This is a genomic window from Halomonas sp. TH-94 (assembly GCF_057473365.1).
The window spans coordinates 1-15,515 of sequence record NZ_JBYCKL010000106.1; the positions used below are offsets into that span (position 1 = coordinate 1).

The window sequence follows — 15,515 nt, forward strand, 5'->3', positions numbered from 1 at the left end:
CACAGCGCCGGGCGGGCCACCAGGGAGTACAGGGTGCGCCGATGACCGCGGTCGCCGCGCCCGAACTCGCTGACGATGGCATGCACCCGGCGCAGCGCCTCGCCGTCCTGCCAGATCGTCAGGCTCACCGGGCGGTCGAGCAGCTCGGTGGCGGAGAGGCCGGCGTCACGGCTGGCGAAACGCACCTTGAGGGTGAAGGGCGCGGAAAGGGCCTCCTCCAGGGTGAAGTCGACCACCGCCAGCGCGGCGGAATCGGCCCCGGCAAGCTCGAGGGTGAACTGGAGTCCGGTTTGATTGGCCATGTCAGCTGCCCTCCCCGCTGGCGGAACCGATCACAACGCCACCGCAGTCGACGGCATGGCCGGTAAGCGCCGCCGGTTTGCCGTCGATCAGAATGGTGCCCGAGCCCTCGGCGATGGCACGCGGGTGGGTGGAGTGCTTGGGCTTGTCGTGCGGCGCCAGAGGGTCGCCCAGGCGCGCCGCCGGCTTGCCGTCGATGATCACGGTCGGGCTGCCGGCGATGACCGGCGTCGGCGGAAAGCCGTCATGGTCGGTGCCGATGTCACCCACGAGTACGAGTTTGCGTCCCATCTGTCGTTCTCCTGTCTCGCTAATCGCCTAGTCCCACTCGGCGGGCGCTTCGAAGCTGGCCACCTCGAAGGCATTGACGTGCATGCGCGCGAAGCCGGCCTGCTCCAGGCTACGTATGGCGGCCTGGCAGGCCAGCGGCAGCCGGGCATTGAGCGGCACGCCGTTCAGGCTGAGGCGAGCCGCCCGCAGCAGGCGGGAACCGTGGCCGCTGCCCTGCCATTCGGGCTCGACGAAGAAGAAGCGCAGCTGCCAGGCCGCTTCGTCGTCGGGTCGGCAGGCCAGCAGCATGCCCAGAGTGGGCCCATCGCCATGACGCAGCTTGAGCAGCCGGCCCTGCCAGCGGGCGATGTTGCCGTCGTCGCGCTGCAGCCACTGGCCGTGCTGCACGGTGAACTCCAGCGCCCGGCGCAGCGTGGCCAGACGGGTCTCGTCGCGCAGTACCCAGGGTGAGTGCCCTTTGGTATCGGCGCGACGAGCCGCTTCGAGAAAGCCTTCGATGTCCTCCATCGACGCCGCTTCCAGCCCCTTGATCTCATCCAGCGCGGCAGCAGGAGCTGCGGCCTTCTGCCGTTCGCTACCGAACAGGCGCTTAAAGGCTGCCAACATCGAAGCCTCCTTCGGCATACAGCGCGGTGGGCAGCTGGAAGCCGGCAACCAGCGGGCGTGTGAAGGGGTTGCGCGAGCCGGTGGCATACAGCCGGTAACGTGCCGTGCCGCCGTCGACCTGGAAGCGCAGCTCCAGGTCGCGCTCGCCGGCACTGGTGATCTCCGCCTCGTCGAGCAGGCGGAACCAGGCCCAGGCACCGTCACGACTGAGGCTACGCGGCGAGCGGTTGACCTGGCTCGGCACCAGGGTGATACGACTCTCGTTGCCGCCGCGCAGGGCGTTGGGCCAGATCATCGAGACCCGCGAGCTGGCGCTGTGGGCGTAGTCGATGATCTGGCCGTCGATGTTGATCACGCTGCGGCGTTTGTCGGCGCTCAGGCTCACCGGTTCCAGCGCAAACTCCACGTCGAGCACGCCGTCGCGACCGAAGTAGGCCTGACGGATCTGCTCGGCACGCTGGATGGCGGTGAACACCGTGTCACGCAGCAGCGGGCTGCCCTCGGCATCCACCAGGTACTCGGGCGCTTCCTCGATGAAGGGCCGCAGGTTGTCCTGGTAGAAGCGGTCGAGGATGCCACCGGCAGCGAAGAAAGCCTCGAAGTCGTTCAGCGCCACCTCACGCGAGGCGCTGGGCACCAGCGGGTAGCGGCCCGCCAGACGCTCCTGATAGGGCCCCACCACCTCGTCGAGCCACTGGTGCTCGAGGTGGCGAATGGCGCTGGTCATCATCAGCTGCCAGCTCTGATCGGCCAGGCTCTCGAGCATACGGTTCACCGGGGCCGGGGTGTTCTCGGCGATACGCTTGAGGTTGTGGATGGGGTCGCCACCACGCAACGCCAGGCGGTCGCGGGCGCTGACGAACGCCGCACGGCCCGGGTCGCTGGCGCCCTGAACCTGGCGCAGGTAGTCGCGCAGTTCACCGACGGCCACCTTGATCTCGGCGATATCGGCCGGGTTGTCGCCGCGGGCGTCGAGCAGCCCATTGAGGTCGCGGAAATTGCGCTCGATCTCGCCGGCCAGACGATAACGCGGCGAGCGCTCCAGCGCCTGGCGGGCAGCCTCGTCGTCCTCCGGCAGCTCGGGGTAGAGACGGGTGTGGCGCGCCACTTCGCCGAGCAGGCGATCCAGCGGCCGGCTGGCGCCGAGCAGGGTGTCGGCCACGAACACGGCCTGATCGATATCGGGCAGCGGCACCAGGTAGAGGTCGTCGAGCACCTGACGCCACGTCACGTGATAGTCGCTGACGTAGCGCTCGTGCAGGGCGTCGCGCAGCTCTCGCTCGTCGGCGGCACTGAAGGCGATATCGTCGCGCTGCCCCAGCACCCAGAGGTCGATCAGCGCCAGCTCGGTGGCCTGTTCGATCTCCTTGAGGAAGTAGCCCTCGAAACCGTCGCGGGTTACCAGGCTGGGTACCTGGAGACGCTCCAGCTCGTCGTCACGGGCCATGAACACGGCGTTGAACGACGGCCCAACGCCCTGCTGGAGATCGAGCACCGCCCCGCTGCGGGTGGAACTCTCGGCCTTGAGGGTAGCGTAGACCCGCTCGTCCATCGGCTGGCGCGAGAGCTCTTCCTGAGCGGCCTGCAGGCTGCCGCGCACCGCCGCCATGGCCTGTTCGGCGTGGCGATCGCCATCCGCTACCCGGCCTTCGAGGTCGGTGTGCGCCATGGCGTAGGCGAGGTGATCGAGCAGGCGCTCCTGCACGCTGCCGCGCTGGGGGAAGGCGCGCTGCCAGCGCCGCTCCATGTAGGCCTGAACGCGCTCGGGCTGGCGCCCGCTGGCGTCGGACATCATGCGCAGCACGCGCAGCAGGGCCAGCTTCTCGTTGCTGCCGGCCTCGGCGCGGTTCATGTCATCCATGATGCCGACCATCAGCGAGGGCAGGAAATGGTAGCTCAGCATCGCCAGATAGGCGCTCTCCACCTGGCGGCCCACGGCGTGACCCTGATAGAGGCCCATGTCGGCCAGCCATGGCAGGTGCTCGCGGTAGTCGCCGAACTCGAGCGTGGCGGCGCGCAGCCGGTCGAGCGGTTCCAGCAGCGCATAACCGGTGGGGTCGTCGCTGCGCAGCTCGCCGGGCTGGGCGGCGAGGAAGGCCTCGGCCTTCTCCTCCACCGCCGCCAGGGCCTGGGTGTTCTTCTGGTAGAAATGGCTCCATCCGCCCACCAGTGCCAGCCCGGCCACCAGGCAGGCGAAGGCGCTGGTACGCCGCAGGCGACGCCGACGCCGGGCAGCACGGGCGTTGTCGCCGGCCAGCCCCGCCTCGGGGTAGATCACCTTCTCGAACAGCTCCTCGGTAAAGTAGAGCGCGCTGCGTGCGGCGCGATGGGCCGGCTGAGTGGTGTCGGCCATGCCGTAGCGGCGGGCGGCGGCATCGACGAAGGGGTCCTCCGGCACGCCCTGCTGATAGACCGAGGTGAAATAGGTGCCGCGCACCATGGCCGCAGTGGAGTAACGGTCGCTGGAGAGCGCTTCGCGCAGGAAGCCGAGCAGCACGTCGCGCAGGCCGGCGAGCTGGCGCACGAAGCGGAATACCGATTCACGCTCTTCGCGGTCGCGGCATTCGGCCAGTAGCGTCGGCAGGCTGCGATTGAGTCGCTCGAGCATGGCATCGTAGGAGTCGGCGAACTCATCGGCCCACTGGTCGACGCGCTCGACGCTCTCGGCGCTGAAGGTGAAGCCCAGCGGCGCCCGGCGCGCTGCACGGGAGTAGTGTCGGAAGAAGTCGTCGAAGCCGTGCAGCAGGTCCATCTTGCTGAAGGTGACGTAAACCGGCAGGCGCGCCCCGTGGCGCTCCATCAGCTCGCGTATGCGGGCACGCAGCAGCGAGGCGTAGGCCTTGCGCACCGCTACTCGGGCATCGCTCAGGCGCGCCAGGTCTAGTACCAGTACCACACCGTCCAGCGGCCGCTGGGGACGATTGCGCTCCAGCCAGCCGACGAAGTGATCCCACAGCCGACTCTGCTGCTCCTGGGGCTCGCCGCCTTCCAGCGCGCCCTGGGTCAGCAGCTCGCCGTCCGGGTCGATCAGCACCGCCTTGTCGCCGATCCACCAGTCGAAGCCGTACTGATTGCCCTTCTTGCCTTGGCCCGAGGCCTTCATCACGTGGGTCAGCGAGAAGTTTTGCCCGGAGCGGTTGATCAAGCTGGTCTTGCCGGCGTTCTCCACGCCCATCACCAGGTACCAGGGCAGCTTGTAGCGTGCGCCGGGGGTTGCACCGAGGTTGTCGAGCAGCTCGTGCAGGGTGGCATTGAGCGTCGCCTCCTGCTGCTCCACCTGGGCCAGCACCGGGTCGAGCTGCAGCCGCTCATTCTGGCGCCGCTCGTCGTCGACTTCGCGCAGTCGGCGTGCCAGGCGAATGCCCCACACCACGGCGGCCAGGGTGGCCAGCGCCAGCGTGGCCAGCAACCTGTTGAGCCAGGGCGCCAGCGGATAACTGTCGCGCACCTGCCACATCGGCCCCAGCCACCAGATGGCGACGACCAGGGCGGCCAGTACCAGCCACCTGAGCACGGCGGTGAGCTTACTCGCCTTCTTGCCGATGCCCTGGGCCTTGTTGCCGTGCATCTTGGCCTGGTTGGCGTTGCTTTGTGCCCGAGAGGCGCCGGGTACCCAGCGACTCAGACCGGACTTCACACTTTTCCACATGAGCCTTAGCCCTCGTCCCTGTCGATGATGATGGTGTTATTGGTAGTAATGCCGTCGGCCACTCTGCGGTGCCCGTCATGTCGTATTCGGATCGCGTTCATTTCCCTTTCTCCACCGCTCGCTCTAGCCGCTTGAGCAGCGCCGGTTCCCACTGTTCGAGGCCAACACCCGCCAGCGACTCCCGCACCGCGCGATAGTGCTGGCCGGCCAATGCCGCCAGCCCGGCATCGCGCAGCAGATCGGCGCTGGCCAGCCGCCAGTAGGCGACTTCACGCGGCGATCGGGCCTCGGCCAGGCCGCGGTCGAGCCCTGCCAGAGCCGCTTCCAGCCCTTCCGTAGCCAGTTTTTCGCGGGCCTCGGCCAGACCCTCCTGCCAGGGGTCGCCGCCGGCTTCCTGGCCGCCAGCCGCCGTACCGGCCGGCACAGCCTGCAGCCACTGTCGGGTCTCTTCATCGACGAAGGGGCTGGCGTCGTTGAAGGTCAGCGACTCGATACCCGGCAGACGCTCGGCGAAGCGACTCGCCTCGTCGCGGATGGCCGCGGCACAACGTGGGTGCCCGAGCCGCTCGGCGACGCTGGCGCTGAGCCGGTGCCCCTCAAGCCAGTAAGGGCTCACCGCCAGGCTGTTCTCGATGCGCTTCCACAGCTCGACGTCACCGCCACGGGAAAGCGACTCGCGATACTCCGCCACCCGGTCGGCAGCGGGCGGCGCCAGCTCGGAACGCACTCCGTCGCGGGTGCCCGGCAGCGCCTGGATGGCGTGCCAGATGGCGTGGCGACGAAGCCGATAGCCGAGCGGGTCGCCGAGGCTCTGCTCGTTGAGGAAGTCGGCCATCTTCAGCAGGCTCTGACGGTTGCCGCGCTCGTTGCCCGCTTCAAGACGCATCTCGGGCAGCCTGGGCGTCGTCGCCGCCGAATTGGCCGGCGTGGCGCCCTCCGCTGCCGCACCCTTCGAAGCGGGTGCGGCGTGGGCCGCGGCCTGGCTGGGGCGGGCCTGGCGCAGCAAGCGCTTCAAATCCTCCAACGGCTCGTCCGGCAGCTGACGTGACCTGGCCACCTCCAGCAGAGTGGCTAGCGCTGCCTCGCAGGCCTGGTGTTCGTCGGCGGCATTGTCGAAATCGAGCGTCTCCGCCAGCGCCAAGGCGCGCTGGGTGAACTGTAGGAACAGCCGCGGTCGCAGTCGCTCGCCCTGAGGCCCGCCGTAGGGATAGGCGGCGTCCCACCAGCGGTCGAGGCTGCCCGCCAGCAGGCGCAGCGAGAGCGCGAAGCGCACGCCGTCACCATCGCGCTGCAGGCAGTGCAGCAGATGACCGAGTACCTTCAGATCCTTGCCCGTGGTGCTCAGCAGCCGAACGGCGCGGGTCTCGGCGCCCTCCCAGTCGACCCCGCCGTGCTGCAGCGAGCCGATTTTCATCATCTCCTCGTCGAGCCAGCCGTAGTCGGCGCTGTCGACGAGGGGTCTTCCGATACCCTCCGGGGGGAGCGCGGCCAGCAGGCCTTCCAGCTGTGTCTCGTTGACGATTCGCATTTCTACCTCACCAGCGACAGGCGTCGCGCAGCGGCTGGATGACCTGGCGCAGTCCGGCGGTCTCGAAGCGCAGTCCGTCGAGAACGGCCTGGTCGCTGCCCAGCGTCAGCTCGTCGGCATCCAACAGCTGCTGCAACGTGGCGATGGCCGGCAGCCCTCTGCCACCGCTGACCACGTAGCCACCGTCACGGGCCTGCCACACCTGTTCCAGTTCGCGCCCCCCGGCCCGTAGGCGCACTTGCACCCGTGGGGCATGCAGCGCCTGGGGCAGGTGGAGCTGGAAGCGGGTAATGGTCTTTTCGCAGGCGATCACCAGCTGCGGCCGCGGCGGCACGCTGCCCAGCGCCGGCACGCTGATGCGCACATCCTCGCCCTCCTCGCGTGCCAGCGGTCCCATGTCGTCGCCGTCGCGCTCGGCCTCCTGGGCGTTGATCGCATGCCATAGCGCCGGGCGTGGATCTTCGCTCGCCACCGGCTCATTACGGGTCATGAACAGCGCGTCGTAACAACCCAGCCTATCCAGGCGCGAGGGCTCGACGGCGCACTCGCGAGCCTCGGTCACCAGGGCCTCGGCGGTGTCACCCCAGGCGTCGGCACCCAGGGTCAGGCTCACGGCCAGCGCCAGCCACGGCGCACGGCGAAAAACAGAGGTCGAACTCATTTGGCATCCAGTTCCAGCAGTCGGCACTTGTGTGCCAGGGTGCGCTTGGGCAGGCCGAGACTCTCGGCCGCCAGGGCGCGGTTGCCGTCGAACAGCAGCAGCCGCTGGCGAATCAGTTCCGCCTCGTAGTCGCGCAGGGCGCGACGCAGGTCCTGCACGCTGTCGGCGGTCGCCTTGGCCTGACCCGCCACTGCGGTGCCGTCGTCGGCCTCGGATTCGCAATCGGCCAGGGCGGGCAGCGCCGCAGGGGCGATGTCGTCCCCCGGGCGGGTCATGGCGCAGGCGTAGTCGATCAGGTTCTTGAGTTCGCGAACGTTGCCGGGATAGTCGCGCTCACGCAGCTGGCGCAGTGCCGCCGGGGTGATACCCATCTCGCCGCGCCCTTCGCGGGCGCAGAAATCGGCGACGAAGGCCTCGGCCAGCTCCGCGATGTCTTCGCTTCGCTCGCGCAGCGGCGGCAGGGTCAGCGGGAACTGTCCCAGCCGGTAGTAGAGGTCGGCACGGAAGCGCTGATCGCGAATGCGTTCGCGCAGCGGCTGGTGCGTGGCCGCCACCAGGCGCAGGTCGGCGCGCCGCTCTTCGCTGGAGCCCAGCGGCCGATAGCGGCCGTTCTCCAGCACCCGCAGCAGTTTGGCCTGCAGCGGCAGCGGCATGTCGCCGATCTCGTCGAGGAACAGGGTGCCGCCATCGGCCTGGCTGATCAGCCCTTCGCGGGCGCGATCGGCACCCGAGAAAGCGCCCTTGGCGTGGCCGAAGAGCTCGGACTCGAGCAGCGATTCGGGGATCGCCGCACAGTTGATGGCCATGAAGGGCCCCTGGCTGCGCCCCGAGTACTGGTGGATGGCGCGAGCCACCCGGTCCTTGCCGGTGCCGGTTTCGCCCTGCAGCAGTACCGCCAGGTTGGTCTCCGCCGCCCGCACCACCTGGCTGCGCAGCGCCTGCATGGCTTGCGATACCCCCAGCAGATCGCCGGCCAGTCGCTCGGCCAGTGCCTGACGGCGGGCGCCGTCGTTGAGCTGAGCCAGCGATTGACGCAGGCTAGCTTCGCGCTGACGTTCGCCCTGGTGGCGGGCCAGCCCTGCCCACAGCCGGCACAGCAGCGCCTCGAAGGCGACGAACTCGCAGTCGGCTTCGAGCCGGGAGAGGACTTCAGTCTCGCCGGCCATGACCAGCGCGCCCAGCCACTCGCGCTTGCCATCCAGCGCACGCAGCGGGCGCACCAACAGCTGCAGCGCTGCGGGAAGCGCCGCCACCTGGGCCTGGAAATCGGCGTGGTCGAGCCGCGAACGCGCTTCCAGCAGGCCCAAGCGCAGCGGCTTGCCCTGACGAATGGCATGGGCGTAGGGGTGGCGAAAGTCGTCGCAGTCGAAACGAACGTCATTGCCGTCGCTACCCAGCCAGCGCCCGCTGCCGTCGAGGTAGAGACAGCTCACCCACTCCAGACCGTGGCTGGCCTTGAGAATGGCGCCGGCGCAGGCACGCAGATCGCCGGGCGAGGCGCTCTCGACCAGCGCCAGCGCACGGGCCATGCCGCCGAGGCCGGGCCCCGTCGGCAAATCACCCTCGCACCAGCGCATGTCGATCGCCTTCGCCGTCATCGCCTACACCACCTCCGCCGTGAAGGCACCCGTCGCGTCGACGCCCAACGCCACACGGGTCACCGGCTCGCGCCGTGCCAGGCGGTCGAGCAGCGCCCGCGACACCGGCGGCAGCAGCTCACCATCGATCACCGATTCGAGCATGCGTGCGCCGTTCTCGCTGCGCGTGGCGCGGGCACAGATGGCGTCGCGCAGGGCCTCGTCGAGCACTACCTCGGCCTGGCGGTGGCGCGCACGGATGCGTTCGGCCAGGGTGTCGAGCTTGGCCGCCACGATGTCGCGCAGGGTATCGGCACCCAGCGGGAAGTAGGGCACCACTTCCATGCGCGCCAGCAGCGCCGGCTTGAAGAAACCCGCCAGCACCGGGTAGAGCGCGTCATCCAGCGCCGCGGGCTCCTCGGCGTGGGCGACGATGGCCTCGTATCCCAGGTTCGAAGTAAGGAAGAACACCACGTTCTTGCAATCGATCAGCCGTCCTTCACCGTCGGCCAGCTCGCCCTTGTCGAAGGCCTGGTAGAACAGGTTGAGCACGTCCGGATGGGCCTTCTCGACCTCGTCGAGCAGCACCACCGAGTAGGGCCGCTGACGAATCGCCTCGGTCAGCAGACCGCCCTCGCCGAAGCCCACGTAGCCCGGCGGCGAGCCGATCAGCCGCGACACGGTGTGCTTCTCCTGGTACTCGGACATGTTGATGGTGGTGAGGAACTGGCGCCCGCCGTAGAGCCGCTCGGCGATCTGTACCACGGTCTCGGTCTTGCCCACGCCGCTGGGGCCGACCAGCAGGAAGGCGCCCAGCGGACGACCGGGACGACGCAGGTCGGCGCGGGCAGTGAGCAGGTGGCGGTGGACGCGCTCGATGGCCACGTCCTGTCCCTGCACCAGCCGGCCGAGATGCTCGGGCAGCTCGGTGAGACGGGTCAGCTCGTCGCTGGTCATGCGCTCCACCGGCACGCCGGTCCAGTCGCCGATGACCTGGGCGATCTGCGCCTCCTCGACGCTGGCGTTGACCAGCGCGAACTCCTGCTGCAGCTCGGCCAGCCGCGCCTCGTGGGCGGCCAGCTGAGCATGCAGATCGACATCAGCGGCAGAGTCATCCGATTCAGCCGCGTCAGCGCCGATTTCGCTGTCAGCCTCGATCTCACCGCCGTTTTCGCCGTCGATTCCAGCCACGGTCTCGGCACTGGCCTGCTCGACGGTGGCCTCATTGGCGCCCGCATCGAGCAGCTGGCGATGCAGGGCGATGATGGCATCGACGCACTCGCGCTGGTCGGCCCAGGCCGCCTCGAGCCGTTCGACTTCTTCTTCCAGCCGCGACAGGCGGGCGTCGAGCTCGGCCTCACGGGTGGCGTCGGGGCTGCGCCCCAGCAGGCGCTCGCGGTCGAGCTGTTCGCGCTCGCGCTGGGCGGCGATATGCTCGCTCTTGAGATGGCTGAGCCGGCGTGGCGGGGTGTCCAGCGCCTGAGAAAGCCGTGCGCAAGCGGTGTCGAGCACGTCGATGGCCTTGTCGGGCAGCTGGCGTCCGGCCAGGTAGCGCGCCGAAAGCTCGGCGGCGGCGCGCAGGCCGCTGTCACCGACCAGCACGCCGTGAGCGGTCTCGTAGGTGTCGCGCAGGCCGCGCAGGATCATCAGCGCCTGGTCGACGCTGGGTTCGGCCAGGGCCACCGGCTGAAAGCGCCGCGACAGCGCCGGGTCCTTCTCGAAGTATTTCTTGTACTCGCGCCAGGTGGTGGCGGCGATGGTGCGCAGCTCGCCGCGGGCCAGGGCCGGCTTGAGCAGGTTGGCGGCATCGCCGCCGCCCTCCTGGTTGCCGGCGCCGATCAGGGTGTGGGCCTCGTCGATGAACAGCAGGATCGGCCGGGGGGCGGCCTTGACCTCCTCGATCACCGCCTTGAGACGCTTCTCGAATTCGCCCTTCACCGCGGCACCGGCCTGCAGCGCGCCGAGGTCGAGGCTCATCAGCTCGACATCGGCCAGCGCCGCGGGCACGCGGCCTTCGACGATACGCGCCGCAAGCCCTTCCACCACGGCGCTCTTGCCCACACCGGCATCGCCGATGACGATGGGGTTGTTCTTGCGCCGCCGCCCGAGGATGTCGAGCATCTGATCGATCTCGGGGTCGCGGCAAAGCACCGGGTCGAGCTCGCCGCGTCGGGCCTGCTCGGTGAGCGAGGTGGCGAAGCGCGCCAGGGCGCTGTCGCCCTGGGTGGTCTGGGCCTGGCGCTGGCCGCTGCCGTTCGGCTCGGCGCGGGGCGCCTCGGCGGAGTCGGCGGCCAGGCGCTCGAAGCCGCGACGCAGCCCCTCGCGGTTGATCTCGGCCAGCATGGCGGCGCTTCGCGGCCCCAGATAGCGCCCGGTGTTGTGCAGCAGGGCGGTGAAGATCAGGCCGCTGCGCAGGCTGTCATAGGCGAATTCGGTGGTGGCCAGCAGCCAGGCGTCCTGCAGCAACTCGACCAGCAGCGGTGAGAAGCTCGGCGTGGTCACGGCCAGGTCGCGCGGCGGACGGGTCTCTTCGGCCAGGCGCGCACGCAGCTCGAAGATGTCGACGCCCTGCCCTTCGAGCAGGCAGCGCAGGTCGCACAGCGGCTGGTCGATCAGCGCCAGAAGCAGGTGGCCGGCGCTGACCTCGGGGGCCTGCTGCTCGGCGCACAGCACCGCAGCCTGTTCCAGGCCTTGGCGGGAAACGGCGTTGAGGCGGCCGATGAGCGCGGGAAGCTCTACCCTGAGCATGGGATCTCCTAACGGTAAATCTGATCGAGAAGGGTGCCGACCTGGGCCGCTTGCTGATCGAGCGTCCAGGCGAAGCCCAGGTAGGTGCCGGCCACGGCGACAGCGAAAAACGCAAATACGGCCCATACCGGCAAGCCGCGACCGCGATGACGCCGGCCCGGCATGACGTTGTCGAGCGGCCGGGTCAAGCTGTCTTCCGGGGTGTCGCCGAGTGCTGCCAGCTGGTCGCCGAGGGTGCGCACGATGTGCTCGTACTCCTCGCGACCGTGGGTCATGACCCGGTAGCGTCCCTCGAAGCCGAGACACAGGCAGAGATAGATGAACGCCAGCATGTCGCGGTAGCGCTGCGGCTCCTGCTGCAGCCGGGCGAGGATCGAGAAGACCTTCTCGCCGCCCCAGGTCTCGTTGTGGAAGCGCGTCAGCAGGGAGTGCTCGGCCCAGCTGCTCTGGTGACCCCAGGGCGTGCCCATCACCGCCTCGTCGATGAACGAGCAGAGCACGTAGCGGAAGGCCAGCAGCGTGGGCCGGTCGTAGCCCTGCTCGGTGAGTTCGACTTCGATCGCCGAGATCTCGTCGACCACCTGGCGGTAGAGCCGCTCGAGATCGCTCATGCCATCGAGTTGGCGCACCCGCACCACCATGCCCAGCAGCGAGCTGGCGGCGTCCACCAGCGGGTTCAGGTTGTAGCCGCGCAGTCGGAACCAGTACTCCTCGTCGGCGTCGAGCTGCTCCGCGTGGCTGTGAATGAGCCGCTCCAGCCCACGCTCGTCGATGCGGTCCTCATGCCGGCTAGGGCTGAAGCGCGCCACCGTGCCGGGGTTCGATTCGTATTGTGTGGCAAGTTCTTGCATGGCTTAGCTCCTGATCGCCCAGAACTGCATTTCGAGCCCGGGGAATTCGCCCGCTACGTGGAAGGCGAAGCCGCTGGCACCCTCGAGCATGCTCCAGGCCTGGCTCTGCCGGTCGAGACGGAAGTAGCTGTAACCCGCGTGGTAGGGCAGTTCTCGCGGTGCCACCGGCAGCGGCTCCAGCGGTACGCCGGGCAGCTGCAGGCTGATGAGATCGCGGATGCGCTCGACGCTGGCCACTTTGGTCTGCTGCAGGAACAGCTTGCGCAGTCGCTCGTGGGGCATGTCGGCACGCACCGCCAGAATGAAGTCGGCGCTTTCGAGCAGGGCCGGATCGGCCAGCGGGGCCACCAGCAGGCCGTAGCGGCGCGATTGCAGCTGAATTGCCAGTGCCCGCGGCTCGAGCACCGTGGAGAGTGCCTGACGCAGGCTCTGCATGAGCTGGCGGAAGGCACGCTCGGGATGGTCGTGGTCGTAGGCCGGGTATTCCGGCGGCAGCCGCGACTCGTCGGTGAAGGTGACCAGCTCGCTGGCCGTTTCCAGCATGGTGGAGAACAGCCGCTCCGGATGCAGGTGGCCGAGGCGCGCCAAGTGCTGAAAACGCGGCTGGGCGCGGTTGAGCAGCTGCAGCAGCATGAAGTCGGAGACGTCGGCCACGCCGGCCTGGTGGGGCGAGGCGAGGCGATGGGCGATGTTGCGAGCGCGCTCGCGCATGAGCCCGGCCATCTCGCTGACGAAGCGCTGCAGCACCGGCGCCGCCTGAACGTTGAGCAGCGTGGGGATGAACTGCTCGTCGAGCACCAGGCTGCCGTCGGGGCGACGCTCGTGAATGCGCGCCACCGCCAGGCAGGTATAGGCGCTGCGGTCGTCGCGCTCGAGCAGCAGCCGCGGGGCGACCCGGGCCACGTCGAGCTGAGCGGTATCGCCGTCGCGTGAGTGCAGGTCGCGCACGCTGCGCTGGGCCAGCCGATAGCGGGTCGGCAGATCGTCGTCGGGCCAGCGCACCTCGCCCACCGCATCGGTGGCCAGCGGCAGGCACAGGTAGACAAGCTGGTTGGCGATGCCGGCGTCATCGATCTCCAGCGGTTGCGGTTCGATATCGTCGTCGGGCAGCTGGAACGCCGTGCCGTCGGGCATCACGCCGCTGGCGCGGCTGATGGCAATACGCCCGAAGCTGAGATATTCGGCGTTGAGCTCCAGCGTCTGAAAGCCGTAAAGCGCGTGGCTGACGCCGCGCAGGCGCGCCTCGAGCAGGCCCTCCAGGCTACGTTGCTGCTGCTGGAAGTGCTGCGGCTTGATGAACAGCCCCTCGCTCCATACCACTCGGTTACGGCTGGCCATCAGTCTTCCTTCCTCAGCTCGGCCTCGTTGGCCCGCAGATGCACCAGCAGGTGATAGTCCTCGCTGCGCGAGGTGACCCTGACCACCTTCTTCCATTCGGCCTGGTCGGGGTTGCTGTAGAAGGCGATCAGACCGATGTAGCGTGTCTCTTCGTCGATATCGAACGGCTCGTAGAACTTCCACTGCCCGGGCAGCAGGGTGAAGTCGTCATGGGAGAGGTAGTTGGTGCCCAGGGCCCCTTCCAGGTCGTTGCGCAGCTGATAGTGGTCGGCGGCCATCAGCATCGAGTCGTCCTTGAGCTGCAGGATCTGGAAGCGCAGCGGCGTGCCGTCGCCCTCGAAGTTGGGGTTGACGTCGGGCTCGGCGAGCATCGCCAGGTCGACTCGGGTCGGGCGATCCTCCGGATGCCCCACCGGGATCGAGGGGTCGCGAATCACCTGCCAGGTCTTGCCCACCGTGGTGCAACCGCTAAGAACCAGTGCCAACAGCAGCACCGCCACCCACGCCAGGGAACGTCCCGACACCTTGCTTGCGCGCAAAAATCTTGTATTCATCTTTCCTGCGTCCCGTCTTGTTGTGTTCACTTGGCTTCGCGCTGCTGGCGTCGCACCGACTGGTCGTAAGCCTGCTCGAACACTTCCCAGAACAGCTTGGCGAAGCCCTGCTGGCGGCCGGAGTTGAGCTCCTGGTAGTAGTGGCGATACATCTCCCAGGCCCAGCTGCCCTCGTCGTCGAGGCGATTTCCAGCGCCGCGGTAGGCGTGGAAGCGCTTGAGCAGGGCGTCGGGAGCAAAGGCGTCGAGAATCGCCTGCAGCGCCTCGCCGATGGCCTCTTCCACTGCCGCCTGATGCTGACCCTGATGGGTCAGGCACTCGGTAACCGCCGCCGGGGCCGAGAGGTGGACCGGGCTGCGCCGTGCCGAGAACATCGTCTCTACCGTTTCGCGATAGGGCTGGCCCAGACGCAGCGGGTTGTCCTCGATCGGCTGCAGGCGTCGGTCGCGCAGCGGATAGCGGCTGTCGTCCTGAGCGCGGTGCAGCGCCTGCAGCCCTTCGATGACGGCACGCAGGGTCTGGCCTGCCTCGGCCACGAAGTTGAGCTGCTCCTCGCTATCGGCAAAGCGCAGCTCGGCGCCCAGGGCACGCAGCAGCGGGTCGGTGCCGACAGTGCCGACGCTGGCCGGCACGGCATCCTGCCAACGCTCCTCGAGCTGCTCGCCCACCGAACGTTCCAGATCGTTCAACAGCCCTTCGTCCATTTCCCGGTTCATCTTGGTGTCGTCCTCGTATCGTCCATTCGTCGGCGCCGCTGTGCGCCACTCCAAAGTGCCGTGCCGGCCCGCGTCCCCGTGATGCTGCTCGGACAGAGCACCAAGCAGCGAATCGTCATCGCCGTGCACCGCCTCGCCCTCGTGAGCCAGCGCCGTGAGGGGGTCGCGCTGGCTGGCACCGGGCGTGGCCTCGCCCAATGCTTCGAGGGGGTCGTCGCGGCGCGGCGGCGGAAACGCCGCTGCCGGCGCGCCGCGATAAGTCACCACGCCCTGACCGGCCAACATCTCCTGCTCTTCGTCGATCAGCGCGGCAAGCGGCTGAGCGCCCGGCAGCCCGGCCTGGCGGTCGCCCAGGTGTACACGCACCCGATACTCCCCGAGGCCCAGCTCGTCGCCGTCACGCAGGGCCACCCGGCGGTCGCGGCCCAACGGCAGCGTGGCCTGGTTGATGAAGGTGTGGCCGCTGCGGTCGATCAGGCAGAACTGACCGTCGAGCAGGCGGATCTCGGCATGACCCGGGCGGATGCGACCGGCATGATCCTGCAGCAGCCAGTCATCGCCCTCGGCGCTGCCCAGGGTTCCGCCGCCAGCCGGAAAGACATGACTGCTGGTGGAGCGCCCTTCCAGACGCTCGCTGTTGAGTACCACCAGGGTGACGGCGCTTACGGCCGCCTGAGGCCGGGTAAGATAAGACAT

The 15,515-nt window shown here is 68.6% G+C and carries 12 protein-coding genes; all 12 read right to left on the bottom strand.

The annotated features are described in order from the left end of the window. Window positions 1-302: contractile injection system protein, VgrG/Pvc8 family (locus tag AC2VNO_RS17715; RefSeq protein ID WP_486935360.1), on the bottom strand; the 302-nt coding region annotated here is incomplete at its 3' end. A 1-nt stretch (window position 303) separates the two neighbouring features. Beyond that, a complete protein-coding gene (locus AC2VNO_RS17720) occupies window positions 304-591 on the bottom strand; it encodes a type VI secretion system PAAR protein (RefSeq protein WP_486935361.1) in 288 nt (95 codons plus the stop codon). A gap of 27 nt (window positions 592-618) precedes the next feature. Next, window positions 619-1,197: a GNAT family N-acetyltransferase gene (locus tag AC2VNO_RS17725; RefSeq protein ID WP_486935362.1), complete on the bottom strand. Its 579-nt coding sequence runs from the start codon at window positions 1,195-1,197 to the stop codon at window positions 619-621. After that, window positions 1,181-4,846: a type VI secretion system membrane subunit TssM gene (gene tssM, locus AC2VNO_RS17730; protein WP_486935363.1), complete on the bottom strand. Its 3,666-nt coding sequence runs from the start codon at window positions 4,844-4,846 to the stop codon at window positions 1,181-1,183. The genes AC2VNO_RS17725 and tssM overlap by 17 nt, the downstream gene beginning before the upstream one ends. Window positions 4,847-4,943: 97 nt before the next feature. Next, window positions 4,944-6,374, bottom strand: a complete 1,431-nt coding sequence (gene tssA / locus AC2VNO_RS17735; RefSeq protein ID WP_486935364.1) for a type VI secretion system protein TssA — start codon at window positions 6,372-6,374, stop codon at window positions 4,944-4,946. Window positions 6,375-6,381: 7 nt separating this feature from the next. Continuing rightward, a complete protein-coding gene (vasI, locus tag AC2VNO_RS17740) occupies window positions 6,382-7,035 on the bottom strand; it encodes a type VI secretion system-associated protein VasI (protein ID WP_486935365.1) in 654 nt (217 codons plus the stop codon). Beyond that, a complete protein-coding gene (locus AC2VNO_RS17745) occupies window positions 7,032-8,633 on the bottom strand; it encodes a sigma-54 interaction domain-containing protein (RefSeq protein WP_486935366.1) in 1,602 nt (533 codons plus the stop codon). Before AC2VNO_RS17745 ends, vasI begins: the two co-directional genes overlap by 4 nt. A 3-nt stretch (window positions 8,634-8,636) precedes the next feature. Then, window positions 8,637-11,360 carry a type VI secretion system ATPase TssH gene (gene tssH, locus AC2VNO_RS17750; RefSeq protein WP_486935367.1) on the bottom strand — a complete coding sequence of 908 codons (2,724 nt, stop codon included), beginning with the start codon at window positions 11,358-11,360 and terminating at the stop codon, window positions 8,637-8,639. A gap of 8 nt (window positions 11,361-11,368) precedes the next feature. Then, on the bottom strand, window positions 11,369-12,211 hold the full coding sequence (gene icmH, locus AC2VNO_RS17755; RefSeq protein WP_486935368.1) for a type IVB secretion system protein IcmH/DotU: 843 nt from the start codon (window positions 12,209-12,211) through the stop codon (window positions 11,369-11,371). Between the two features lie 3 nt (window positions 12,212-12,214). Further along, entirely contained in the window at window positions 12,215-13,549 is a 1,335-nt protein-coding gene (gene tssK / locus AC2VNO_RS17760; RefSeq protein WP_486935369.1) for a type VI secretion system baseplate subunit TssK, read from the bottom strand. Beyond that, complete coding sequence (gene tssJ / locus AC2VNO_RS17765; protein WP_486935370.1) at window positions 13,549-14,103, bottom strand: type VI secretion system lipoprotein TssJ; 555 nt, start codon at window positions 14,101-14,103, stop codon at window positions 13,549-13,551. The genes tssK and tssJ overlap by 1 nt, the downstream gene beginning before the upstream one ends. Before the next feature lie 26 nt (window positions 14,104-14,129). Next, complete coding sequence (gene tagH, locus AC2VNO_RS17770; protein ID WP_486935371.1) at window positions 14,130-15,515, bottom strand: type VI secretion system-associated FHA domain protein TagH; 1,386 nt, start codon at window positions 15,513-15,515, stop codon at window positions 14,130-14,132.

Coding starts and splice junctions, on each gene's coding strand:
- AC2VNO_RS17720 (WP_486935361.1), bottom strand. CDS start 591: ATGGGACGCAAACTCGTACTCGTGGGTGACATCGGCACCGACCATGAC.
- tssJ (WP_486935370.1), bottom strand. CDS start 14,103: ATGAATACAAGATTTTTGCGCGCAAGCAAGGTGTCGGGACGTTCCCTG.
- AC2VNO_RS17745 (WP_486935366.1), bottom strand. CDS start 8,633: ATGACGGCGAAGGCGATCGACATGCGCTGGTGCGAGGGTGATTTGCCG.
- AC2VNO_RS17725 (WP_486935362.1), bottom strand. CDS start 1,197: ATGTTGGCAGCCTTTAAGCGCCTGTTCGGTAGCGAACGGCAGAAGGCC.
- tssK (WP_486935369.1), bottom strand. CDS start 13,549: ATGGCCAGCCGTAACCGAGTGGTATGGAGCGAGGGGCTGTTCATCAAG.
- tssA (WP_486935364.1), bottom strand. CDS start 6,374: ATGCGAATCGTCAACGAGACACAGCTGGAAGGCCTGCTGGCCGCGCTC.
- tagH (WP_486935371.1), bottom strand. CDS start 15,515: ATGTCTTATCTTACCCGGCCTCAGGCGGCCGTAAGCGCCGTCACCCTG.
- icmH (WP_486935368.1), bottom strand. CDS start 12,211: ATGCAAGAACTTGCCACACAATACGAATCGAACCCCGGCACGGTGGCG.
- vasI (WP_486935365.1), bottom strand. CDS start 7,035: ATGAGTTCGACCTCTGTTTTTCGCCGTGCGCCGTGGCTGGCGCTGGCC.
- tssH (WP_486935367.1), bottom strand. CDS start 11,360: ATGCTCAGGGTAGAGCTTCCCGCGCTCATCGGCCGCCTCAACGCCGTT.
- tssM (WP_486935363.1), bottom strand. CDS start 4,846: ATGTGGAAAAGTGTGAAGTCCGGTCTGAGTCGCTGGGTACCCGGCGCC.